Source organism: Streptomyces sp. NPDC040405, assembly GCF_055595765.1.
Genome location: NZ_JBVIVI010000001.1, coordinates 1,434,895 through 1,457,175, shown reverse-complemented (window position 1 = coordinate 1,457,175; position 22,281 = coordinate 1,434,895). Strand labels below are relative to the sequence as shown.

The 22,281-nt window shown below is 71.3% G+C and carries 21 protein-coding genes and 1 pseudogene; 15 read left to right on the top strand and 7 right to left on the bottom strand.

The features are described from left to right. Positions 1-12 precede the first annotated feature (12 nt). Entirely contained in the window at positions 13-504 is a 492-nt protein-coding gene (locus tag ACZ59A_RS05765) for a cupin domain-containing protein (RefSeq protein ID WP_470953938.1), read from the top strand. Positions 505-551: 47 nt separating this feature from the next. Here ACZ59A_RS05765 and ACZ59A_RS05760 read toward each other — a convergent pair. Beyond that, positions 552-1,049: pseudogene (locus ACZ59A_RS05760) on the bottom strand (GNAT family N-acetyltransferase); the annotation flags it as partial. 10 nt (positions 1,050-1,059) lie between these two features. Further along, a complete protein-coding gene (locus ACZ59A_RS05755; protein WP_470953935.1) occupies positions 1,060-2,154 on the bottom strand; it encodes a LacI family DNA-binding transcriptional regulator in 1,095 nt (364 codons plus the stop codon). A 222-nt stretch (positions 2,155-2,376) separates the two neighbouring features. On the opposite strand from ACZ59A_RS05755, the gene ACZ59A_RS05750 reads away from it, so the two are divergent. The 11 genes from ACZ59A_RS05750 (at position 2,377) to ACZ59A_RS05700 (ending at position 14,155) form a co-directional block, all read left to right on the top strand. Further along, positions 2,377-3,534, top strand: a complete 1,158-nt coding sequence (locus tag ACZ59A_RS05750) for a Gfo/Idh/MocA family protein (protein WP_470953933.1) — start codon at positions 2,377-2,379, stop codon at positions 3,532-3,534. A gap of 7 nt (positions 3,535-3,541) precedes the next feature. Then, on the top strand, positions 3,542-4,489 hold the full coding sequence (locus ACZ59A_RS05745; protein ID WP_470953932.1) for a DUF6807 domain-containing protein: 948 nt from the start codon (positions 3,542-3,544) through the stop codon (positions 4,487-4,489). 5 nt (positions 4,490-4,494) lie between these two features. Next, positions 4,495-5,244 (top strand): cupin, encoded by a 750-nt coding sequence (locus ACZ59A_RS05740; RefSeq protein WP_470953929.1) that lies wholly within the window; start codon positions 4,495-4,497, stop codon positions 5,242-5,244. A gap of 65 nt (positions 5,245-5,309) precedes the next feature. Beyond that, on the top strand, positions 5,310-6,602 hold the full coding sequence (locus ACZ59A_RS05735; RefSeq protein WP_470953926.1) for an ABC transporter substrate-binding protein: 1,293 nt from the start codon (positions 5,310-5,312) through the stop codon (positions 6,600-6,602). Beyond that, complete coding sequence (locus ACZ59A_RS05730) at positions 6,599-7,561, top strand: carbohydrate ABC transporter permease (protein WP_468052458.1); 963 nt, start codon at positions 6,599-6,601, stop codon at positions 7,559-7,561. Before ACZ59A_RS05735 ends, ACZ59A_RS05730 begins: the two co-directional genes overlap by 4 nt. Further along, complete coding sequence (locus ACZ59A_RS05725) at positions 7,558-8,430, top strand: carbohydrate ABC transporter permease (RefSeq protein WP_470953922.1); 873 nt, start codon at positions 7,558-7,560, stop codon at positions 8,428-8,430. Before ACZ59A_RS05730 ends, ACZ59A_RS05725 begins: the two co-directional genes overlap by 4 nt. A 6-nt stretch (positions 8,431-8,436) precedes the next feature. Continuing rightward, the gene (locus ACZ59A_RS05720) at positions 8,437-9,024 is read left to right on the top strand and encodes a hypothetical protein (RefSeq protein WP_470953919.1); all 588 of its coding nucleotides are present in this window, start codon (positions 8,437-8,439) and stop codon (positions 9,022-9,024) included. Further along, on the top strand, positions 9,021-10,817 hold the full coding sequence (locus ACZ59A_RS05715; RefSeq protein ID WP_470953917.1) for a hypothetical protein: 1,797 nt from the start codon (positions 9,021-9,023) through the stop codon (positions 10,815-10,817). The genes ACZ59A_RS05720 and ACZ59A_RS05715 overlap by 4 nt, the downstream gene beginning before the upstream one ends. A 181-nt stretch (positions 10,818-10,998) precedes the next feature. After that, entirely contained in the window at positions 10,999-12,159 is a 1,161-nt protein-coding gene (locus tag ACZ59A_RS05710; RefSeq protein ID WP_470953916.1) for a Gfo/Idh/MocA family protein, read from the top strand. Beyond that, positions 12,156-13,313 (top strand): dihydrodipicolinate synthase family protein, encoded by a 1,158-nt coding sequence (locus ACZ59A_RS05705; protein ID WP_470953914.1) that lies wholly within the window; start codon positions 12,156-12,158, stop codon positions 13,311-13,313. The genes ACZ59A_RS05710 and ACZ59A_RS05705 overlap by 4 nt, the downstream gene beginning before the upstream one ends. Further along, positions 13,310-14,155, top strand: a complete 846-nt coding sequence (locus ACZ59A_RS05700; protein ID WP_470953911.1) for a sugar phosphate isomerase/epimerase family protein — start codon at positions 13,310-13,312, stop codon at positions 14,153-14,155. The genes ACZ59A_RS05705 and ACZ59A_RS05700 overlap by 4 nt, the downstream gene beginning before the upstream one ends. 34 nt (positions 14,156-14,189) lie before the next feature. Here ACZ59A_RS05700 and ACZ59A_RS05695 read toward each other — a convergent pair whose 3' ends face one another. Continuing rightward, on the bottom strand, positions 14,190-14,591 hold the full coding sequence (locus ACZ59A_RS05695) for a cupin domain-containing protein (RefSeq protein ID WP_470953908.1): 402 nt from the start codon (positions 14,589-14,591) through the stop codon (positions 14,190-14,192). 43 nt (positions 14,592-14,634) lie between these two features. Here ACZ59A_RS05695 and ACZ59A_RS05690 point away from each other — a divergent pair, with 43 nt between their 5' ends. The 3 genes from ACZ59A_RS05690 (at position 14,635) to ACZ59A_RS05680 (ending at position 17,073) form a co-directional block, all read left to right on the top strand. Next, positions 14,635-15,042, top strand: a complete 408-nt coding sequence (locus ACZ59A_RS05690) for a DUF6336 family protein (protein ID WP_470953905.1) — start codon at positions 14,635-14,637, stop codon at positions 15,040-15,042. Positions 15,043-15,240: 198 nt separating this feature from the next. Then, a complete protein-coding gene (locus ACZ59A_RS05685; protein WP_470953903.1) occupies positions 15,241-15,774 on the top strand; it encodes a GNAT family N-acetyltransferase in 534 nt (177 codons plus the stop codon). 132 nt (positions 15,775-15,906) lie between these two features. Next, positions 15,907-17,073, top strand: coding sequence for a serine hydrolase domain-containing protein (locus ACZ59A_RS05680; protein WP_470953901.1), 1,167 nt, complete (start codon positions 15,907-15,909; stop codon positions 17,071-17,073). A 182-nt stretch (positions 17,074-17,255) separates the two neighbouring features. On the opposite strand, the gene ACZ59A_RS05675 is transcribed toward ACZ59A_RS05680, so the two are convergent. From ACZ59A_RS05675 to ACZ59A_RS05660, 4 genes are all read right to left on the bottom strand, one after another. Then, complete coding sequence (locus ACZ59A_RS05675) at positions 17,256-18,434, bottom strand: LCP family protein (RefSeq protein WP_470953898.1); 1,179 nt, start codon at positions 18,432-18,434, stop codon at positions 17,256-17,258. Between the two features lie 33 nt (positions 18,435-18,467). After that, positions 18,468-20,558 carry a bifunctional polysaccharide deacetylase/glycosyltransferase family 2 protein gene (locus tag ACZ59A_RS05670; protein WP_470953895.1) on the bottom strand — a complete coding sequence of 697 codons (2,091 nt, stop codon included), beginning with the start codon at positions 20,556-20,558 and terminating at the stop codon, positions 18,468-18,470. 309 nt (positions 20,559-20,867) lie between these two features. Then, positions 20,868-21,266 carry a D-ribose pyranase gene (rbsD, locus tag ACZ59A_RS05665; RefSeq protein ID WP_470953892.1) on the bottom strand — a complete coding sequence of 133 codons (399 nt, stop codon included), beginning with the start codon at positions 21,264-21,266 and terminating at the stop codon, positions 20,868-20,870. Continuing rightward, a complete protein-coding gene (locus ACZ59A_RS05660; protein WP_470953889.1) occupies positions 21,263-22,189 on the bottom strand; it encodes a ribokinase in 927 nt (308 codons plus the stop codon). Before ACZ59A_RS05660 ends, rbsD begins: the two co-directional genes overlap by 4 nt. Between the last annotated feature and the right edge of the window lie 92 nt (positions 22,190-22,281).

The window sequence follows — 22,281 nt, the reverse complement described above, 5'->3', positions numbered from 1 at the left end:
TACGGTCGCCCCATGACTGCAGACAACGAGGCGGTACTGACCCGCCGCGCGGACGCCGAGACCTGTGCCGACCCGAGCAGTGTGATGACCCTGCTCGGCGAGTCGGACGGCACCCCCGGCGGCTTCACGAGCTATCGGTCCAGCTTCGCCGAGGGGGCCGTGGGGGCACCGGCCCACTTCCACACCAAGGCGACGGAGCTGTTCTTCGTGATCGGCGGATCCCTGCGCGTGCTGGTGGGTGAGGAGGTCACCGTCCTCGACGAGGGTGACTTCCTGGCGGTGCCGCCGCACACCCCGCACGCCTTCGCCGCGGCGCCCGGCGCGGAGGCGGACGTCCTGTTCGTGTTCACCCCGGGTATGGGCCGGTTCGACTACCTGCGGCTGCTCGGCCGGGTCATGCGCGGGGAGGCCGACCCGAAGGAGATCGCCGAGTCCGCCGACCGCTTCGACAACCACTATGTCGACAGCCCCGTTTGGCGTGCCACCCTGGAAGACTCCGCGTGATCGGAGCGGAGTCCTACGGAGAGGTAGGTCCTAGGGGGAGGTACGTCCTACGGGGACGTAAGGGAGAGCCGCCAGTCCTGCGCCGTCACCGGGCCCGCGCCGTATCCCGGGTGCGGCTCCTCGGCGGTCAGCTCGAAGCCCGCCCGCTGGTAGATCCGGCGGGCGGTGGCCTGGACGTCGGTGGTCCACAGCACCAGGTCGCGGTAGCCCGCCGCGCGGGCGAAGTCCACGCATGCCGCCACCAGTTGCTCGCCGAGCCGCAGGCCCCGGGCGTCCGGTTCGACGAAGAGCAGCCGCAGGCGGGCCGTCGCGGGGGCCTCGTCCCGTACGCACATCACCGAGCCGACGGGGCGGCCGTCGCGCTCGGCGATCCAGACGCGCTCGTACGCCGGGTCGTGTTGGGTGCCGAAGTCGCCGACGATACGGGCCACCAGGGCCTCGAACTCGGTGTTCCAGCCGTACTCCCGGGCGTACTCGACGCCGTGCCGGTGGACGATCCAGCCCAGGTCGCCGGGGCCGGGGGTGCGGAGGTGTGCCTCGGACATGCCGCCCGCCTCAGTGGCTCGGCGGGGCCGTCGAGGCCCGGGCCATCAGTTCGGCGCGGATCATGGCCACCCCGCCCGGCGGCTGTGGTTCGCGGCCGAGGGCGAGCCGTCCGGCGCGTACGCCCGCGTCGTGCAGCGGCAGCCGCACCGTGGTGAGGGCGGGGACGGCGTCGGCGCTGAAGGGGAGGTCGTCGAAGCCCGCCACCGATACGTCGTCGGGGATCCGCAGGCCCTGGTCGCGCAGGGCCGCGCACACGCCCAGGGCGATGGTGTCGTTGGCGGCCACGATGGCGGTCAAGCCGGTGTCGCGGCGCAGGAGTTCGAGGGTGGCGTCGTAGCCGGAGGCGCGGTCGTAGAGGCCGTGGACGGTCAGCTGCTCCGCGTCCGCGTCGAGCCCGGCCGCGGTCAGGGCCTCGCGGTGGCCCTCCAGCCGGTGGCGGGTGGTGGTGCGCTCGGCGGGGCCAGCGACGTAGCCGATGCGGCGGTGGCCGAGGGTCAGCAGATGCTCCGTCAACCGGCGGGCGCCGCCGCGGTTGTCGAAGGTGAGGGTGATCGCGTCCTCGATCGGGGGCCGCCCGCACAGCACCACCCGGGTGCCGGAGGCGGCGAGCCGGGACGCCTTGGCGGCGACCGCGGCGGCGTGGTCGGGGTGTTCGACCGCGCCGCCGGTGAGTACGACGGCGGCGGCGCGCTGCCGTTGGAGGAGGGTGAGGTAGTTCAGCTCGCGCTCGGGCGAGCCGCCCGTATTGCAGATGACGGCCAGCTTCTCGCCGCCGCGCACGACCTCGCCGCCGGAGCCGCCGGAGCCGCCGGAGCCATCAAGGCCGCCGTTGCCGCCCGGGGCGCCCATCTCGGACTGCACGGCGCCCGCGATGATGCCGAAGAAGGGGTCCGCGATGTCGTTGACCAGTACCCCGACCAGATCGGACGTGGCGGCCGCGAGAGCGCTTGCCGGGCCGTTGACCACGTACTCCAGATCCTCGACCGCGCGCAGCACCCGGGCCCGGGTCGATTCGGCAACCGGATAGTTGCCGCTCAGGACGCGCGACACGGTGGCCGCCGAGACCCGAGCCCGTGCGGCCACATCGGCCAGGGTCACTGCCATTTTTCCTCCGTCGGATGGTCACCTGGGTCATCTGGTGCGACACCGTGCGCTGGTGGGGCCGGGTCCATCGTCTCACTGGTCAGCGCCGCTCCGGCCCTCGCGTATCGAACCGGGAACGGGCGCGGGAATCTGCTCGCCGGGGTCTTGTCCTGACATCCGGACCGTGCCTAGGGTCGACCCCCAGCAAGCGCTTTCCGTCCCGTCGGCGAGGAGCCCCACTCCATGGCCTCAGCAGCCACCGCCCGTATCCGTGCCGCAGTCATCGGCACCGGAGCCATCGTCACGGGCAGCCATCTGCCCGCCCTGCGCGATCACGCCGACCGGGTCGATCTGGTCGCCGCGGTCGACGTGGACGAGGACCGGCTCGACGCCTTCCGCGCGACGGCGGCCGAGAGCGCCGGATTCACCGTCGCCGGTTATCCCGATGTGGCCGCGATGCTGAAGGCCGAGCGCCCCGACCTGGTCCTCATCGGTACCCCGCCGTCCCTCCACCGCGAGCAGACGGTGGCCGCGCTGAAGGCGGGCGCGTGGGTGCTGTGCGAGAAGCCGCTGTGCCTCACGCTCGCCGAGTACGACGAGATCGCGGCGGCGGAGAAGGAGACGGGCGGGCCGTACGCGTCCGTCGTCTTCCAGCACCGCTACGGCTCGGGCGCCGTCCACGCCCGGGACCTGCTGACCACCGGAGCCCTCGGCCGCCCGCTGGTGGCCCACTGCCAGACCACCTGGCACCGGGACACCGCGTACTACGCCGTGCCCTGGCGCGGCCGCTGGGAGACCGAGGGCGGCGGCCCCTCGATGGGCCACGGCATCCACCAGATGGATCTGCTGCTGCACCTCCTCGGCGACTGGACCGAGATCCGCGGCATGGCGGGGCGGCTGGTGCACGACGTGGAGAGCGAGGACGTGTCCACCGCGCTGGTCCGCTTCGCGAACGGCGCGATGGCCACCGTCGTCAACAGCGTGCTCTCGCCCGACGAGGTCAGCCGCATCCGTATCGACTGCGCCGACGCCACCGTCGAGCTGACCCATCTCTACGGGCACCGCAACGACGACTGGATCTACACCCCCGCCCCGCACGTCCGCGACGAGCCCGCCCGGCAGGAGCGCTGGCGCACCCCCGCCGCCGATCTGCCCAGCTCGCACGCGGCCCAGCTGACGGGGCTGCTGGACGCCATGCGGGACGGCGTACGGCCCCCGGGCAGCGGCCCGGACGCCCGGCGCACCCTCGAATTCATCGCCGCGCTCTACAAGGCGGCCTTCACCGGACGGCCCGTGCACGCGGGAGAGATCGCGCCCGGTGACCCGTACTACGACGCCATGCACGGAAACCACCCCGAGTGGGCACCGAAGGCACCGCAGGCCGAGAAGAAGGAGAGCTGAGGCCGTCATGACCTCGCAGATCACCGTCACCCACACCCACGGCGAGCGGATCTCGGTCGCCTCCGGCGGCGTCGAGCTGATGGCCTACGTCTACGCGCCCGACCCGGACGCCTTCGAGGCCCGCAAGCCGTACGCCCACCCGCTGCGCACCCTCGCCGGAAGCCCGGTCTCCGGCTACCGGCCCAACGACCACCGCTGGCACAAGGGTCTGCAGATGACCTCCAGCCATCTGTCCGGCCAGAACTTCTGGGGCGGCAACTCCTACCTCGGCCCCGACCAGGGCTACCAGCGGGTCGAGGAGCGGGTCGGCTCCATGCGGCACGACGGCTTCGAGGAGTTCACGGTCACCGACGACCGGCTGCGCTTCACCGAGCAGCTCACCTGGATCGAGAACGGCGGCCAGGAGTGGGCGCGCGAACTGCGCACCATCGAGCTGCACTCGGTCGAGCCGGACGAGGGCACCTGGGCCCTGGACTGGTCCATCCGCCTCACCAACACCCGCGGCGAGGCGCTGCACTTCGGCTCCCCGACCACCGCGGGCCGCGAGATGGCCGGGTACACCGGGCTCAACTGGCGCGGCCCCCGCGACTTCACCGGCGGCGACGCCTTCGGCCCGGACGGGCGCGGCGGCGAGGGCGAGAAGGGCGCCTCGGACCTGATGGGCACCCCGGCCGCCGACGCCCCCTGGGTCGCCTTCACCGGCGAACACGACGACATCGACGCGCACTCCACGCTGCTGTTCGCGCACGCCCCCGAGAACGCTGACGCGATCCACGCCTCGCACTGGTTCGTGCGCTCCGAGCCGATCCCCTCGGTCGCCCCCTCGTGGGCGTTCTTCGAGGAGTTCGAGCTGCCGCCGGGGGAGTCCTTCGGCTACCGCTACCGCGTGGTGGTCGCCGACGGCGCGTGGGACCGTACGCGCGCCGAGGGCTACCTCAAGAACCACGGATGGTGAGCGAGATGACAGCGATGCCCGCCCCGCTGCCGGGCGGCGTGGGGATGTCCCACATCAGCGCCTACGACTGGGAGGCGGCCGACGGCGTATGCGGCGGCAGCCCCCACCTCCACCTCGCCTGCACCGAGGCGTACGTGGTCACCGCCGGGCGCGGCGCCGTCCAGACCCTGACCGTGGCCGACGGCTTCACCGAGACGCCGCTGGAGCCGGGCGCGGTGGTGTGGTTCACCCCCGGCACCGTGCACCGCATGGTGCAGGGCGGCGGGCTCAAGGTGACCGTGCTGATGCAGAACAGCGGGCTGCCCGAGGCCGGGGACGCGGTGTTCACGTTCCCGCCCGAGGTGCTGGCCGACCCCGAGGCGTACGCGGCGGCCGCCGCGCTGCCCGCCAAGGAGGGCCCGGAGGCGGACGCCGCCGCCCGGCGCCGCCGCGACCTCGCGGTCGAGGGCTATCTGACCCTGCGGGCCGCCGCCGAGAAGGGCGACGACGCACCGCTGCGCGCCTTCCACGAGGCGGCGGTGCGGATCGTCGCCCCCAAGGTCAAGGACTGGGAGCCGCGCTGGCGGGACGGCGCGCTCGCCGCCGCCCACCGCACCGGCGAGCAGCTGACCGCGCTGGCCGCGGGCGACCCGGCCCATCTCGCGCAGGCGCGGGTCACCGCGACCGGGCCCAGCCGCCGCGGCGGCTACGGCATGTGCGGGCGGCGGGACGAGTACGAACTGCCCGGCGCCACGCTCCCGTACTACGGCGAATAAGCACCGGCATTCCCCCCACATGAACAGGCACATCGGCACATCACAGGAGGGAGGTCGGTCCGGCGATGCGCAAGAAAAGGACAACGGTGTCCTGCGCCCTGGCTCTCGTCCTCACACTCGGCGGGACCCTGACGGGCTGCGGCGGCGGTGAGGGCGGCGGCTCGGGCGGCAAGGTCACCCTGCGGTTCACCTGGTGGGGGAACCCCGACCGGGCGGCCCGTACGGACAAGGCCGTCAAGCTGTTCGAGAAACGCCATCCCGATATCGACATCAGCACGTCGTTCGCGGGCTTCGACACGTACAAGGCGAAGCTCGCCACCCAGGCCGCGGGCGGCGACGCACCCGATGTGATGCAGCTGGACTACCGGCAGATCAACCAGTACGCCACCTCCGGCATCCTGCTCGACCTCGGCGAACACCGCGAGCTGCGCACCAAGGACATCGACAAGGGGCTGCTGGCCACCGGGGCGGTGGACGGCAAGCAGTACGCGCTGCCGGTCGCCCGCGGCGCCGAGGCCATACCGTACGACGCGGCGCTGTGGCGCAAGGCGGGCGTACCCGAGCCGACGATCGACTGGACGTGGGCCGACTGGACCGACGCGATGCGCAAGCTGAAGGCGTCGAAGAAGGCCACCGGCGGCCGGGTCGGCTCCACCGACCCGGGCCAGAGCGAGGACGTCTTCGAGATCTGGCTGCGGGGCCAGGGCAAGGCCCTGTACACCGACGGCGGCGGGCTGGGCTTCACGGCCGACGATCTGACGCGCTTCTGGGAGTTCACCACCAAGCTCCGCAAGGAGGGCGTGGTGGCTCCCGCCGAGCAGACCACCCAGATGGACGGCACGGTGGAGAACACCCCGCTCGGCCGCCTCAAGTCCGTCTCCGACTTCAACTGGGACGCCCCGTCCAGCGGCTACGACCCGATCGTCGGCAAGGGGCTGAAGCTGGCCCCGATGCCCGCCGGTGACGACGGCAAGCCCGCCCTGTACTACAAGCCGTCGATGTTCTTCGGGGCCTCCGCCAAGACCCAGCACCCCAAGCAGGCCGCCCAGTTCATCGACTTCCTGCTCAACGACCCGGCGGCCGGGGCCATCCTCGGCGCCACCCGCGGCATCCCGGCCAACGACTCGATCCGGGACAAGGTGCTGCCCAAGCTGGAGGGCTTCGACAAGGTCGTCTCCGCGTACCAGAAGCAGTTCGAGGGCAAGCTCAGCGCTCCGCCCGCCGCGCCGCCCAAGGGCGACGCCTCGCTGCAGTCCACCTTCACGCGCGACTACGACCAGGTGTCGTACGAGCGCCTGTCGCCGCGTGAAGCGGCGGAGAACTACATCACCGAGGCGAAGGCGGAGCTGAGGCAATGACCGCGACCGCGACCCGCCCCCAGGACGCCGCGCCCCCCGCCGCGGGCGCCAAGCGGGCACCGAAGCGCGAGAGGCAGGGCGCCGCCTGGGTGTTCCTGTCGCCATGGGTGATCGGCGCGACCGTGCTGACGCTGCTGCCGATGGCCGTCTCGCTGTATCTGTCGTTCACCGACTACGACATGTTCGACGCCCCGCAGTGGGTGGGCCTCCGTAACTACACGCAGATGTTCACGGAGGACCCCCGCTACTGGCGGTCGGTCACCACGACGCTCACGTACGTCGTGATAGCGGTGCCGCTCCAGCTGGTGCTGGCCCTCGCCGTCGCGATCGCGCTGAAGTCCGTCAAGCGCGGCAAGGGCTTCTACCGCTCGGCGTTCTACGCCCCCTCGCTGCTCGGCGCGTCGATGTCCATCGCCCTCGTCTGGCGGGCGATCTTCAACGACGGCGGCACCGTCGACAACCTCCTCTCCGGCGTCGGCATCGACATCGGCGGCTGGATCAACAAGCCGGGCTGGGCGATCCTGTCGGTCGCGCTGCTGACCATCTGGCAGTTCGGCGCCCCCATGGTGATCTTCCTCGCCGGGCTCCAGCAGATCCCCGCCGAGCTGTACGAGGCGGCGGCGGTCGACGGGGCGTCCTGGTGGCGGCAGTTCCGCTCGATCACCATCCCGATGCTGTCGCCGGTGCTCTTCTTCAACCTGGTGCTGCAGATGATCCAGGCGTTCCAGGTCTTCACCCCGGCCTTCGCGGTCAGCGCGGGCAAGGGCGGCCCCGCCGACTCCACCCTCGTCTACACCCTCTACCTCTACGACCGCGCCTTCACCGCCTCCCACATGGGCTACGCCTCCGCCATGGCGTGGGCGCTGCTGCTGGCCATCGGCGTCGTCACCGCGATCCTCTTCCGGACCTCCCGGGCCTGGGTCTTCTACGCCAACGACAACAACGAGGGGGCCCGATGACCACCGCCCCGATGGCCACCACTCCGGCAGCCCGGCCAAAGCCCACCGGCCGGATCGTGCTGCACGTCTGCCTGATCGCCGTCATGCTGGTGATGCTCTATCCGCTGGCCTGGCTGCTGGCCACCTCGTTCAAACCGGCCGACGAGGTCATCGCGAGCCTGAAGCTGCTCCCCAGCCACCTGGAATTCAGCAACTACACCACCGCCCTGGAGGGCGTGAACGAGGTCAGCGTCGGGCGGTTGCTCTGGAACTCGCTGCTCATCGCGTGCGGTGCCGTCCTCGGCAACGTCATCAGCTGCTCGCTCGCCGCGTACGCCTTCGCCCGGCTGCGGTTCCGGATGCGCGGGCCGCTGTTCGCCTTCATGATCGCGACGATCATGCTGCCGCACCACGCGATCCTCATCCCGCAGTACATCATCTTCAACCAGCTCGGCATGGTGAACACCTACTGGCCGATGATCCTGCCGAAGTTCCTGGCCACCGATGCCTTCTTCGTCTTCCTCATCGTCCAGTTCATGCGCTCCCTGCCGCGCGAGCTGGAAGAGGCGGCCCGGATCGACGGCTGCGGGCCCTTCCGCTCCTTCTTCAGCGTCATCCTGCCGCTGACCAGGCCCGCGCTGATCACCACCGCGATCTTCACCTTCATCTGGACCTGGAACGACTTCTTCACCCAGCTCATCTACCTCTTCGAGCCGGAGAAGTTCACCCTGACCCTGGCCCTGCGCTCCTTCGTGGACGCCTCCAGCCAGTCGGCGTTCGGTCCGATGTTCGCGATGTCGGTCTTCGCCCTGCTGCCCATCGTGCTCTTCTTCCTCGCCTTCCAGCGGTTCCTGGTCGAGGGCATGGCCAACTCCGGGCTGAAGGGGTGAGACGCCATGCCGTCCTCCGCGTCCACCCGTGAACCGGGCGAGCTGACCGGCCCCCGCTTCGCCCTCTTCGCCGACGTCCTGGCGGTCGGGCTGGCCACCGCCGCCGCCTCGCTGCCGCTGATCACCGCCCCCGCCGCCATGTCCACGGCCTGCGCCGTCCTCGACCGGCGGGTACGGGAGGACGCCCCCGCCACCGCGGGCGGCTACCTCCGCGCCCTGCGGGCCCGGCTGCGCACCGGCGATCTGCTGGCCGGGGCCGGGATGCTGGCCGGTGGCGCGCTGCTGCTGTTCAACGCGCTCGCGTCCGGGGCGGGCCTGCCCGGCGCGGTCGCCTTCCGGCCCGCGCTGCTCGTCGTGACCGGGCTGCTCACGGTCGTCCTGCTGCGGGCCTGCGCCCGCCCCGAATCGGCGACGAGCTGGCGCATCGCACTGCGCTCGGCGGCGTACGCCAGCGTGCGCACCCCCCGCGCGAGCCTCGTCCTGCTGCTGGCCGTGGCCACCGCCGCCGTCTGCGCCTGGGCCTACCCGCCCCTCCTCTTCCTCGTCCCCGGCCCCCTCGCGATCGCCGCCAGAGCCACGGAGCACCACCTATGAGCCTGCCCCGCCGTCACTTCGTCGCCGGAACCGCCGCCGTGAGCGGACTGCTCGCCTCCGGGGCGCCCCAGGCCGCGGCTGCCTCCCCCGGCCGTACCGACAAGCCGTTCCTGGACCTGCTCACCAAGGCCGCCGACAAGCGGGTGGCCGAGGTGGTGGACGGGCTCGACGCGACGCTCGCCCAGCTCAACAACCTCGGCCAGGCCCGCCCGGCTGCCCGCGGTCTGCGCCTGCTCACCTCGGTCCATGTGTGGGCCGACGCCGAGCACCACCACGACGCGGCGCTCATCGCGCCGATGACCCGGCTCGCCGACGCGCTGGCCGCCGCCCAGTTCGACGACGGGCTCTTCGACCAGGGCGCGGTGCACTCCCCGCCGGACACCGCCTTCTCGATCGTCGACCTGGGCCTGCTGTACGGGCTGCTGGACGACGACGACCACGCGTCCACCGCGAAGGTCCGCGCCACCCTGAAGAAGATCCTCCGCAAGGCCGGGGCGGGGCTCTCCACGGGCGGACTGCACACGCCCAACCACCGCTGGAAGGTGTGCGCCGCGCTCGCCCGTATCCACTCCTTCTGGCCCGACGCCCGCTACACCCGCCGCATCGACGCCTGGCTGGCCGAGGGCATCGACCAGTACGAGCGCGGCCAGTACAGCGAGCGCAGCGCCACGTACGCGCCCATCGTCACCAACCCCGCGCTGCTGACCCTCGCCCGGCTCACCGACCGCCCGAAGCTGTACGACACCGTGCGCCGCAATCTGGAGGCCACGCTCCACCTCGTGGAGCCCAACGGCGATGTGGAGACGGTGCATTCGCGCCGCCAGGACCAGAAGACGGTCAAGCATCTGTCCGAGTACTGGCTCCAGTACCGGGCGCTGGCGATACGGGACAAGGACGGGCGCTTCGCGGCCATGGCCGAGACCGTCCAGCGGCGCGGGGCGGACCAGACCTTCGACGAGACCCCGCTCGGGGACTTCCTCGCCGAGGTGCTGGACGAACCGGAGCTGGCCGCGCCGCTGCCGAAGGCCACCGCGGCGCCGTCCGAGTTCACCTGGCACGACAAGGACAGCGGGCTGGTCCGGATCGGCCGCGGCGCCACCCGTACGTCCCTGTTCGGCGGCACGGACTTCCCCGACGTCCACGCGATCTCCTCGGGCCTGTCCACCAACCCGACCTTCTTCAAGTGGCGCAAGGGCGCCGCGATCCTGGACTCGCTGCGGCTGTCCCCGCAGTTCTTCTCGCTCGGCCACTTCCGCGCCGAGAACGTCGAGCGCACGGCGGACGGCTGGCGGCTGTGGGCGGACGTCCGCGCCGGATACCACCTCCCGCTGCCGCCGCAGCACCGCCGCCCGGACGGCCGTTACCCGCTGACCGACGACGGCCGCTTCTGGTCTGCGATGGACTTCCCGCACCGCCCCAAGCAGTGGCGCACTCTGCACACCGAGGTGCGGGCGGCCGAGGCGGACGGCGGCTGGAATCTGGACGTCGAGGTCGGCGAGTCCGAGGTCCCGCTCGCCTTCGAGCTGTGCTTCCGCGCCGGGGGCACGCTGAGCGGCGTCGAGCCCGTGCCCGGCCAGAAGGACACGTATCAGCTGGTCAAGGGGTACGGGACGTACACGTCGGGCGATGACGTGATCACCTTCGGGCCGGGCAACGGCAGCGGCCCGCGCCAGCCCGCCGTGGTGGACCCGGGGGAGCGCTACACCTGGATGGGCGGCGATCTGCCCGTGTCCGGGCCGCGCGTGCTGATCACCGGGCGTTCGCCCCTCGCATATCGCTTGACTCTGCGGTGAGTCCGCGGTGACTCCGTGATGAAGCGCTGACTGCCCCTGTGCCGCCCCTGTGCACGCCCTGTACAGGGGTGGCCGGGGCAGCTAGCGTAGCTTTTAGTAAGCGCTTACTGTGAAGCGCTTACTACGACGCTTGCCACCACCTCCGGTGGAACTGGTGACTCTGGTGAGGAGACGAAGCCACGTGACACGCAAGACCGTGCGGATCGCCATGAACGGTGTGACCGGCCGGATGGGATACCGCCAACACCTCGTCCGGTCGCTTCTCGCCATCCGCGAGCAAGGCGGCATCGACCTCGGTGACGGCAGCGTGCTGTGGCCCGAACCGCTGCTCGTGGGCCGCCGCGAGCACGCCCTGAAGGACATGGCCGAGCGCCATGGCCTCGACCCCGTCGCCGACGTCTCCACCGATCTCGACGCCGTGCTCGCCGACGAAAGCGTCGACATCTACTTCGACGCGCAGGTCACCGCTGCCCGCGAGGACGCGCTCAAGAAGGCCATCGCGGCGGGCAAGCACATCTACACCGAGAAGCCGACCGCCACCGACCTCGACGGCGCCCTCGAACTGGCCCGGCTCGCCCAGGCCGCGGGCATCAAGCACGGCGTTGTCCAGGACAAGATCTTCCTGCCGGGCTTGCTGAAGCTGAAGCGGCTCATCGACGGCGGCTTCTTCGGGAAGATCCTCTCCATCCGCGGCGAGTTCGGCTACTGGGTCTTCGAAGGCGACTGGCAGAGCGCCCAGCGCCCCTCGTGGAACTACCGCGCCGAGGACGGCGGCGGCATCGTCGTCGACATGTTCCCGCACTGGGAGTACGTCCTGCACGAGCTGTTCGGCCCCGTCCGCACCGTCTCGGCCCAGGCCACCACCCACATCCCGCACCGCTGGGACGAGCAGGGCAAGCCGTACGACGCCACCGCCGACGACGCGGCCTACGGCATCTTCCAGCTCGAAGGCGGCGCCATCGCCCAGATCAACTCCTCCTGGGCGGTCCGCGTCAACCGCGACGAGCTGGTCGAGTTCCAGGTCGACGGCACCGAGGGCTCGGCCGTCGCGGGCCTGCGCAACTGCCGCGTCCAGCACCGCTCGGCCACCCCCAAGCCGGTCTGGAACCCGGACCTCCCGGCCACCGAGTCCTTCCGCGACCAGTGGCAGGAGATCCCGGACAACGACGAGTTCGACAACGGCTTCAAGGCCCAGTGGGAGCTGTTCCTGCGCCACGTCGCCCTGGACGAGCCCTGGCGCTGGGACCTGCTGGCCGGTGCGCGCGGTGTGCAGCTCGCCGAACTGGGCCTCGCCTCCTCGGCGGAAGGCCGCCGGATGGACGTACCGGAGCTGAGCCTGTGACCCTCCACCTCCCCGGGCCGGGCGGCACGACCCGCCCCCACGAACCCCGCACCGAGCCCCTCTCCCTGACACCCGGGGCTCCGCTCACCTCCCGAGTCGTGTTCTCGGCCGCCCATGTGGTCGCCGACCCGTACGCCGACGTCAGCCCCGACAGCCCGGCCGCCGTCGACTGGGACGCCACCCTCGCCTTCCGCCGCCACCTGTGGTCGCACGGGCTCGGCGTGGCCGAGGCCATGGACACCGCGCAGCGCGGCATGGGCCTCGACTGGGCGGGCGCCGCCGAACTGATCCGCCGCTCGGCGGCGGAGGCCCAGGCGGTCGGCGGCCGCATCGCCTGCGGCGTCGGCACCGACCAGTTGCCGCCCGGCGACCGCACCCTGGACGAGGTCCGCGCGGCGTACGAGGAACAGCTCGCCGTCGTAGAGGCGTCCGGCGCCCAGGCGATCCTGATGGCCTCCCGCGCCCTGTGCGCCGTGGCGAAGAGCCCGGACGACTACCTCGACGTCTACGGCCACCTGCTGCGCCAGGCCACCGAACCGGTCGTTCTGCACTGGCTGGGCCCGATGTTCGACCCGGCGCTGGAGGGCTACTGGGGCAGCGCCGATCTGGACGCCGCCACCGACACCTTCCTCGATGTGATCGCCGCCCACCCCGACAAGGTCGACGGCATCAAGGTCTCCCTGCTCGACGCCCAGCGCGAGATCGACCTGCGCCGCCGCCTGCCGGACGGGGTGCGCTGCTACACCGGCGACGACTTCAACTACCCCGAGCTGATCGCGGGCGACGACCGCGGCTTCAGCCACGCCCTGCTGGGCATCTTCGACCCGCTGGGCCCGCTCGCCGCCGAGGCCGTACGCCGCCTCGACACCGGCGACACGGAGGCGTTCCGCGCCCTGCTCGACCCCACCGTGGAACTCTCCCGGCACCTCTTCCAGACCCCGACCCGCTACTACAAGACCGGCGTGGTCTTCCTGGCCTGGCTGGCGGGCCACCAGTCGCACTTCACGATGGTGGGCGGCCTCCAGTCGGCCCGTTCGCTGCCGCACCTGGCGCGGGCGTACGAACTGGCCGACGGCCTGGGCCTGTTCCCGGACCCGGCTCTGGCGGAGTCCCGTATGAAGCACCTGCTGAACGTCCATGGAGTCGCCCAGTGAGTTCCGCATCCCTGAATTCCGCAGGGCGTCTCAGCCTCAACCAGGAGACCATCAAGCAGTGGTCGCTGCCGGAGCTGGCGGAGGGCTGCGTCAAGGCGGGCGTCACGGGCGTCGGCCTGTGGCGCGAGCCGGTCCAGAAGTACGGCGTGGAGGCCGCCGCCCGGCTCATCCGCGACGCGGGCCTGACCGTCACGTCGCTGTGCCGCGGCGGCTTCTTCACCGCGCTCGACCCCGAGGCGCGCGCCACGGCCCTGGCCGACAACCGCGCGGCCATCGACGAGGCCGCCACCCTCGGCACCGACACCCTGGTCCTGGTCTCCGGCGGCCTCCCGCCCGGCAGCCGCGACCTGTTCGCCGCCCGCGAGCGCATCGCCGACGCGCTGGGGGAGCTGGGCCCGTACGCCGCCGAGCGCGGCGTACGCCTGGCCATCGAGCCCCTGCACCCGATGTACGCCTCCGACCGCTGCGTGGTCTCCACCCTCGCCCAGGCCCTCGACCTGGCGACACGCTTCCCGGCCGACCAAGTCGGCGTCGTCGTGGACACGTACCACCTGTGGTGGGACGACACCGTGGCCGCCCAGATCGCCCGCGCGGGCGCCGAGGGGCGCATCGCCGCCTTCCAGCTCGCCGACTGGATCACGCCGCTGCCGGAGGGGGTCCTGCTGGGCCGCGGCCAGCTCGGCGACGGCGCGGTCGACTTCCGCTGGTTCCGCGAGCAGGTCGACGCGACCGGCTACGACGGCCCCATCGAGGTCGAGATCTTCAACCCGGAGCTCTGGGCCCGCGACGGCGCCGAGGTCCTGGCAGAGGTGGCCGACCGCTACCGCGCGCTGGTGCTCTGACGCTCGTGGCTCCCGCCGTCGGCCGCCCGTATATCTAAGGGGCCACCGCGTATCCGGGCACCGACGGCCACCGCACGGTCAGCACCACCGATTCCTCCTCCGCGACCCAGGAGTGGTCGACTCCGTGCCCCCACACGACGTAGTCGCCCTGCTGCTCCAGGAGGACGCTGCGGCCGGGCAGCTCCACGCGGAAGCGGCCGCTGATGAGCACCAGCAGAGCCGTCCGCTCCTCGCCCCGCACCCACTCCGCCCGCTCGTCCCCGGGCGGGTGGACACCCCACTTGATCTCCACGTCCGCACTGTGGCGGGGGTCGTCGGCGTCCTTGAAGTGACCGAGGATCCATCCCCGGTCCAGTGCCGCGTCCTTGCCCGCGTTGCCCACGTACACGCTGTCGCTCGCGCTGCCGTTCCCGCTGTCGTCCACGCTGTCGTTCACGCCTCCGGAAGCTAGCACCGACCGGGCCGGTTAGGGTGCGATCATGAACTCGGGGGCGAGCGGAATCATCCGGCCACGGCTGCGGCTGCGCGACGTACTGTGGCGCGGCGCGCTGTACGGGCTGGCAGCGCTCCTCGCGCTCGTGGTCGCCATGTGGTGCGTCGCCGACCACCACGACCGGATGGAGTTCCTCGCGGTCGTCGGTGGCATCGGGCTCATCTTCGGCGGGGTTTTCCTCCTGTGCGGCGCGTTCTTCTGGTGGACCTGCGGCGGCGACATCCGCCGGTGGCGCGACTGGCGCTCGGTCACCGGGCAGACGGAGGGCGTCACGATCATGGCACCGGCCCTGGTCCGCTGCGGCGTCATGGCCCTGGTCCTGGCGCCCGCCGCGATCGGGCTGTACGGCGTGGTCGATGAGGCGGCGTACGGGAGCTGGCTCTACGGGACCTGACGCCGACGCGGTAATTCCGTTGCACGTGCGGCGAAGGGCCACTACGGTCGCCGCGGCGCGAGAGACGCGTGCTCATCGGTGACGAGGGAGCTTGATGAATATGGCTGCCACCAGCCCTCGTCGGCATGCCCTCGTCCGGCCCGCGCACGGCGACAGCGCCACCGCGGACCGGCTCCTCCGGACAACCAGGAGCACCACGTGTCCTCTTCCACCCCCGCCACGCATCCCGACCTGACCACCGACCGCCTCATCCTGCGGTCCTGGACCCCCGCCGAGGCCACCGCCGTCCGCGACGGCGCCCGTCCACCGCACTGGGCCGACGACTTCCCCGCCGAGGGCGACCAGGTCATCGCCGGTCTCCTCCCCGAACACCCCGCCTGGCTGGGCCCGTACGGCCACCGCCAGATCATCGAGCGGACCACCGGCCTGGTGATCGGCTCGATCGGCCTGTTCTGGCCGCCGAGCGACGGCACCCTCGAAATCGGCTACGGGATCGTCCCCTCCCGCCGGGGCCACGGCTACGCCCCCGAGGCGACCGGCGCCCTCACCGCCTTCGCGCTCACCGCCCCGGATGTCCACACGGTCCACGCCACCGTGGAGCTGTCGAACCCGCCGTCCATCAGGGTGCTGGAGAAGGCCGGTTTCCGGCGTCACCCGGCGGGGGGTTCCTCCCGCGCCGAGGTCTCGGCGACGTACTCGCGCGGCTGGAGCCGGGTGGATCCGCTCACGTAGCGGCCGAACAGCCGGTCGGCGGAGGGTCGGCGCGGCCGACCCCGGACCCGTTCGGATCAACCCCCGGGCCGTGGTGCGCGTCACTCACACCCGGGGGCCATTCGGGCCCACCGGTGATCCGGAGGTCTGTGGATGAGACAGCGAGCGATACGCAGCGGTTTATGCGCCCTGATGGTGAGCCTGGCCGTGGGCGCGGCCACCCTCACGCCCGCGCACGCCGCCACGGCGGACGGCCATGAGGCGACGCGGGACGCGCTGCGGGTGTGGGTAGCGGAGGGCGGGACGCCCGGAGTGGCGGCCAGAGTGTGGAAGGACGGGGAGGAGTGGTTCGGGTCGGCGGGATACGCGGACACCGACACCGGCCGGAAGCGGTCGTCCGGTGAGCACTTCCGGGCGGCGAGCATCACCAAGCTGTTCATCGCGACCGTTCTCCTTCAACTGGAGGCGGAGGGACGGCTGAGCCTGGACGACTCGGTCGAGAAGTGGCTGCCCGGGGTGGTGCCGGGCAACGAGAACGACGGTGGCGAGATCACCTTGCGGAGTCTGCTCAACCACACCAGCGGCCTCTACAACTACACCGAAGACCCGGACTTCCAGATCAACACCTCGGGCAGCGGCTTCCCCGAGCACCGCTACGACACCTACTCGCCCGAGGACCTGGTGGCGGTCGCGATGAAGCACTCGCAGCCCTCCGTATCGGGCGGGAAGCCGCGGTACTCGAACACCAACTACGTACTCGCGGGAATGGTCATCGAGAAGGTGACGGGGCACTCCTACGCCTGGGAGGCGAAGCGGCGGATCATCAAGCCGCTGAAGCTGCGCGAAACGTTGTTCCCCGGCACCGGGCCGCGGATGCCGAGGCCGCACCCCGTCGCGTACTCGTGGCTCCACGACGATTCGCCCGATGCCCCGGTCCACGACGCCACCGAGCAGAACATGAGCTGGCTGGGCGCGGCGGGCGAGCTGATCTCCACCGCCGGTGACCTCAACCGCTTCGACCGCGCCCTGATGCGCGGTCGGCTGCTGCCCCGCGCCCAGCTGGACGAGATGCTGAACTTGGTGCCCTCGGACGAGGGGATCCGGTACGGGCTCGGGGTCGAATCGGCCACCCTGTCCTGCGGGGTGACCGTGGTGGGCAAGACCGGCCGTACCAACGGCTCGCTGTCGGCGGTGGTGGGCACGGAGGACGGCACGCACCAGCTGACGTTCAACGCCAACGGCGACCGGCTTCCGGACTCGTCCCGCTTCTTTGACGTGATCGAGGCGGAGTTCTGCGGCCGCTACGTCACAGAACGATAACTTCCGAAAACCGTGCAACCCTTCCCGGCCTTGGCAGGTCGTACCTGGCATCGGGCTTCCTGGGAGGGGATCTGGGGGGATTTCAGAGGGAGCCCTGTGGAGGGGGAAACGAGGGGCCCGGTCGACGGACCGGGCCCCTCGAAATGTTTCCGCACCTCGCTCCAGCGCAGGTCGGGGCTCATCTAGCGCGGGTCGGGGCTCGGCGGGCGGTCGTCCCTCAGCTCGCCGAAGAGCTTATTCGCCCGGGCGGTGTCCCACCGTACGGCGCTGCCCTTCGAGGTCCGGAAGCCCAGGCTGGAGACAGGGACGTTGATCCGCTGCCCCTCACCGGCCGTCACGCCCTTCATCGCCTGAAACAGCGACAGGAGGTCGCTCAGATCCATGCCCTTGTCGACGATGAGCGTGTCCAGCCCCGCACGCATCGTCGGATAGACCGTGAACGGATCGAGCGCGACACCCGGCGTGGCGGCCTTGTGGGCGAGCGCGGCCAGGAATTTCTGTTGATTCTGGGAACGGCCGAGATCACCCTGGGCCTCTTGATGGCGCTGCCGGACAAATGCGAGCGCTTTGGTGCCGTCGAGGGTGTGACAGCCCTTCTTCAGGTTCAGGCCCGATTTTTCGTCCCTGACATTTTTCTTCACGCACATGTCCACGCCGCCGACCGCGTTCACCAGACCCACGAAACCCGCGAAACCTATTTCCGCGTAGTGGTTGATGCGGAGGCCCGTATTGCGCTCGATGGTACGGATGAGCAAGTCGGGACCACCGCGCGAGTACGCCGCGTTCAGCTTGTTCCGGGCGGCCGGGTAATGCTTGCCGGTCTCGGGGCGGATGAATGAGGGAATGGTCACCCACGAGTCACGCGGAAGGCTCATCAGCGTGCTGCCGTGGGCTCCGGTGTGGAGCACCATCATCGAGTCGGTGCGGCCGCCGTCGGCGGAGCCGGTGTGCAGCTGCTTCTTGGCCGCGCCGGACAGTCCCGTACGGCTGTCGGAGCCCACGATCAGGTAGTTGGTCCCCTTGCCGTGCGGCGGGCGGTCCGCGGCGGCCTTGCCGAGGTCGACCTCGCGGTCGAGCGTGCTGTCGGCCCAGCCGTAGGTCCCGGCGGACGCCACGAGCGGCAGGCAGATCAGGAGGGCCAGCGCCCGGGCGATCCGGCGTCGCCGGCTGGCGGGTCTCCAGGGCGGTCTGCGTCTGAGGACCGGGCCCCCGCCGGAGCCGCCGGGGCTGCCGGAGCCGCTGGGGCTGCCGGAGCCGCCAGGGCCGCCGGGGCCCCACACGTCGCCCGTCGTGACGTGCGGCGGCTCCATCCCGCCGCCGTACTGGTTCATACCGGTCCGCCCGTCCGCCCACTCGTTCATGGCGCGCCAGTCTGCATGTTCACTTCCTCTACATCAAATAGACGACAGTTCTTCATGATCGTGAGACCGGAGTTGCTGGGCGGCGGTGCCGGAGCGCTGCATGCGGTGCCACGTCAGCCGGGCTCCGAGCAGGGCGGCGACCACGGACTGGATGACCACCAGGTACATCAGCTGCCGGTAGACGAAGAGCTGGAACGGCATCGACCACAGCGACCGCATCCGCTCCCCGTCCAGCCGCAGCGCATACCCGGCGCACACCAGTTGGACGGCGAGGAAGGCGCACCAGATCCCGGCCGACTGCACGGGGCTGAGGAAGAGCGCACCGTACAGGGCGAACAGATCGACGATCGGCGCGATCAGCGGCAGCAGCACCTGGAAGAGCAGGAGGTACGACAGGCCGCGGCGCCCGAAGCGCCCGGCCGGGCCCAGCTCGACGGCGGCCCTCCGGTGCTTCCACATGGACTGGAGCGTGCCGAAGCACCAGCGGTAGCGCTGTCGCCAGAGCTGGCGCAGCGAGGTGGGCACCTCGGTCCAGGCGACGGCGGTCTCCTCGTAGACCACCCGCCACCCGGCCCGCCACAGGGCCATGGTGAGGTCGGTGTCCTCGGCGAGGGTGTCCTCGCTGACCCCGCCGACGCCCATCAGGGCGTCCCGCCGGAAGGCGCCGATGGCACCGGGGACGGTCGGCATGCACTCCAGCACCTCGAACATGCGGCGGTCGAGGTTGAAGCCGAAGACGTACTCCAGGTGCTGCCAGCGGCCCAGCAGGCTGCGCCGGTTGCCGACCTTGGTGTTCCCGCTCACCGCGCCGACGGCCGGATGGGCGAGCGGCTGGATGAGCTGGTGGATGGTGTCGGGCTCGAAGACGGTGTCGGCGTCGACCATGACCACGATGTCGTGCGACGCGTACGCCAGCCCGGTGTTGAGAGCGGTCGCCTTGCCGGAGTTGATCTGCCGGATGACCGACAGCCGGGGGTCGTCGATCCACGTGGCGAGGTCCGCCGTCTGGTCCGTCGACCCGTCGTCGACCACGATGACCTGCAGATACGGATGGGTGGAGGCCAGCAGCGAACGGACGGTGGCCTCGATGCCCGCCTCCTCGTTGTACGCGGGGACGATCACCGTCACCGGATCGTTGACCTCGCGCAGCCAGGGGGAGCCGGGGCGGTAGCGGGTCAGTCGCCGGACGTGTGCGCGGGCGAAGAAGACGAGCGTCACCAGGCGCAGCAGGCCCAGCGTGCCCGCGATCACGAGCACCCAGGCCATGGCGTTGGTGAACGCCCGCCCGATGGCACTTGCCCAGATCAGGGCCTTGCCCTCCCAGTGCTCCCAGGTGGACGCCGACGGGTCGCCCGAGGACGCCCCGACCCCGGCGCTCACGGTGGTGAACCGGTGGACGTGCCGGTCGCCGAGCAGCTTCTTCGTCTCCTGGTAGGCCGCCGAGGTCTGGCTGAACTGCCGGACCACCCCCTGCGACGGCTTGCGGTACCACTGGTCGGCGGTGACCAGGGTGTATCCGTCCGCGGCGACGCGCTGCGCCGCCCGCCACTCGGCGCCGCACAGGGTGTCCATCGCGGTCGTCTGGGGCATCCGGAGCAGCTGGGTGCGGGCGCCCGAGGAGCCCGCCAGCGCCGACTGTGTGAGCGACAGCTCCAGCCGGGTGCGGGCGGTGGACGAGGTGCCCAGGTCGGCGCCGGTGTAGGTGTTCGACCCGACCTCGTGGCCCTCGGCGCGGATCCGCTTGACCAGGTCCGGATGCTCGGCCGCCTTGGCGCCGTAGAGGAAGAAGGTGGCATGCGCATGGTGCTTGCGCAGCAGGTCGAGCAGGCGCGGCGTCCATACGGGGTCGGGCCCGCCGTCGAACGTGAGCGCCACGGTACGTGCGGGCACCGAGGCGGAGGACACCTTGCCGTCCTCGATGCGGAGAACCGGACCTCCCTTGTCCACGGCCCGGGGAACGGGGGTGGTGCAGGAGCGCCGCGTCTTCGCGGTGTCGATCTCGTTGTCGGTCCACCCCTGGAACATCAGCAGCGCGAACATCACGGGGAGGACGATGATCAGGAACAGCCAGTGCCCGCGGGGATCACGGGCCGCGGCATGCCTGCGTCTGGGTTTGCGGCTCATCCGTCGACGCCCGGGGCCACCTGCCGGGGGACCCGGACGACACGTCTTCGGCCCGGTGCGGTGCCGGGCACGGAGCTCACCACCGCGAGGCGGTGAGCTGTCGCTATGAGACGGGTTTTCTGTCGTTTGAGGTTCCGGCTGGCCTTACACATGTGGAGGGAGTGTAGCGATCAGTCATTTCTACGCGAGCCCCCGAATTCCTACTGACCAGTTGGTCGCGTGACAAATAACTCACTTATGGCGGAAGGCCGGAACGGCGGAAGGGCGGAGGCGCCGGAACGTATTTCGCCTCCACCGCACCGGGTCAATTCAGAACGGCACGCCGCAGCGCAGCAGCACGTTCGCGTACGGCCGCGCCTCGCCGGTACGGACGACCAGCTTGGCCGTGGCGGTACGGGCCTTCAGCTCCTCGTGGGACACGAGATCCAGCGCGGGGTACGGGAAATAGGCGTCGAGCAGGGCCATCGCCGCCGGGTTGTACTCGCTCACCTCCTGCGCCGCGACGGCCCCCTCGGTCACCAGCTCGTCCAGCAGCCCGGTCAGCACCTGCTCGAAGGACGGCACCCCCGCCGTGAAGGCGAGGTCGACGACGACGGGGCCGGAGGACGGTATCGGCAGGCCCGCGTCGCACACCATCACCGTGTCGGTGTGGCCCAGCAGCGCCAGCCCCGCGCTCAGATGACGGTTGAGGATCCCCGCACGCTTCACAGGGCGGACACCTCGTCGGCGGTCGGGAACGACACCTGCGCCCCGGCCCGGGTCACCGCGGCCGCGCCGACGCGCACGGCGTACCGGACCGCGGTCTCCAGGTCGTCGCCGACGCCCAGGCGCCAGGCGAGCGCGCCGGTGAAGGCGTCACCGGCGCCCGTGGTGTCCACGGCCTCGACCGGCAGGCTGGGGACCCGGACCGTACGGTCGCCGTCGGCGACGAGCGCGCCCGCGCCGCCCAGGGTGACCACCACCGAGCGCGGGCCGCGCTCCAGCAGCGCCGACGCCCACGCCTCGGGGTCCGTGGCGCTTCCGGCCGGATGGTCGCTCAGCAGATACCGCGCCTCGTGCTCGTTGACGACGAGGGGATCGCACGCGGCCAGTACGTCGGCGGGGAGGGGCGCGGGCGGCGAGGGGTTGAGCACCACGCGCGGCCCGGGCCGGTCGCCGATGCCCGCTTCCGCCGTGCGCACCACCTCGGCGACCGTCTCCAGCGGGATCTCCAGCTGGAGCGAGACGACGCGGGCGGCGGCCAGCAGGCTCCCGGCGTCGCGCACATCCCCGGGGGTGAGCCGGAAGTTGGCGCCGGGGGAGACCACGATGCTGTTGTCGCCCGAGGGGTCCACGGTGATCAGCGCGACCCCGGTGGGCGCGCCGCCGACCAGGACGCCGACGGTGTCGACCCCGGCCGCCCGCTGCGAGTCCAGCAGCAGTCGGCCGTAGTCGTCGTCGCCGACCCGGGCCAGCAGGGCCGTACGAGCCCCCAGGCGCCCGGCGGCGACGGCCTGGTTGGCGCCCTTGCCGCCCGGGTGGACGGCCAGGTCGGAGCCGAGGACGGTCTCCCCGGCCCCGGGGCGGCGGTCGACGCCGACCACCAGATCGGCGTTGGCCGACCCCACGACCAGCAGGTCGTAGTCGTGCATGCGGTATGTCCTCTCAGACGGGCATTTTTGTCAGCCCATATCTGTCAGCTGTTATGTGTCAGCCGCTACTTGTCAGCTGATACCTGTCAGGC

What these genes read in the sequence shown, in the direction of transcription:
- ACZ59A_RS05765 (WP_470953938.1), top strand. Translation starts at nt 13, where the DNA reads ATGACTGCAGACAACGAGGCGGTACTGACCCGCCGCGCGGACGCCGAG.
- ACZ59A_RS05755 (WP_470953935.1), bottom strand. Translation starts at nt 2,154, where the DNA reads ATGGCAGTGACCCTGGCCGATGTGGCCGCACGGGCTCGGGTCTCGGCG.
- ACZ59A_RS05750 (WP_470953933.1), top strand. Translation starts at nt 2,377, where the DNA reads ATGGCCTCAGCAGCCACCGCCCGTATCCGTGCCGCAGTCATCGGCACC.
- ACZ59A_RS05745 (WP_470953932.1), top strand. Translation starts at nt 3,542, where the DNA reads ATGACCTCGCAGATCACCGTCACCCACACCCACGGCGAGCGGATCTCG.
- ACZ59A_RS05740 (WP_470953929.1), top strand. Translation starts at nt 4,495, where the DNA reads ATGACAGCGATGCCCGCCCCGCTGCCGGGCGGCGTGGGGATGTCCCAC.
- ACZ59A_RS05735 (WP_470953926.1), top strand. Translation starts at nt 5,310, where the DNA reads ATGCGCAAGAAAAGGACAACGGTGTCCTGCGCCCTGGCTCTCGTCCTC.
- ACZ59A_RS05730 (WP_468052458.1), top strand. Translation starts at nt 6,599, where the DNA reads ATGACCGCGACCGCGACCCGCCCCCAGGACGCCGCGCCCCCCGCCGCG.
- ACZ59A_RS05725 (WP_470953922.1), top strand. Translation starts at nt 7,558, where the DNA reads ATGACCACCGCCCCGATGGCCACCACTCCGGCAGCCCGGCCAAAGCCC.
- ACZ59A_RS05720 (WP_470953919.1), top strand. Translation starts at nt 8,437, where the DNA reads ATGCCGTCCTCCGCGTCCACCCGTGAACCGGGCGAGCTGACCGGCCCC.
- ACZ59A_RS05715 (WP_470953917.1), top strand. Translation starts at nt 9,021, where the DNA reads ATGAGCCTGCCCCGCCGTCACTTCGTCGCCGGAACCGCCGCCGTGAGC.
- ACZ59A_RS05690 (WP_470953905.1), top strand. Translation starts at nt 14,635, where the DNA reads ATGAACTCGGGGGCGAGCGGAATCATCCGGCCACGGCTGCGGCTGCGC.
- ACZ59A_RS05680 (WP_470953901.1), top strand. Translation starts at nt 15,907, where the DNA reads ATGAGACAGCGAGCGATACGCAGCGGTTTATGCGCCCTGATGGTGAGC.
- ACZ59A_RS05675 (WP_470953898.1), bottom strand. Translation starts at nt 18,434, where the DNA reads ATGAACGAGTGGGCGGACGGGCGGACCGGTATGAACCAGTACGGCGGC.
- ACZ59A_RS05670 (WP_470953895.1), bottom strand. Translation starts at nt 20,558, where the DNA reads ATGAGCCGCAAACCCAGACGCAGGCATGCCGCGGCCCGTGATCCCCGC.
- ACZ59A_RS05660 (WP_470953889.1), bottom strand. Translation starts at nt 22,189, where the DNA reads ATGCACGACTACGACCTGCTGGTCGTGGGGTCGGCCAACGCCGATCTG.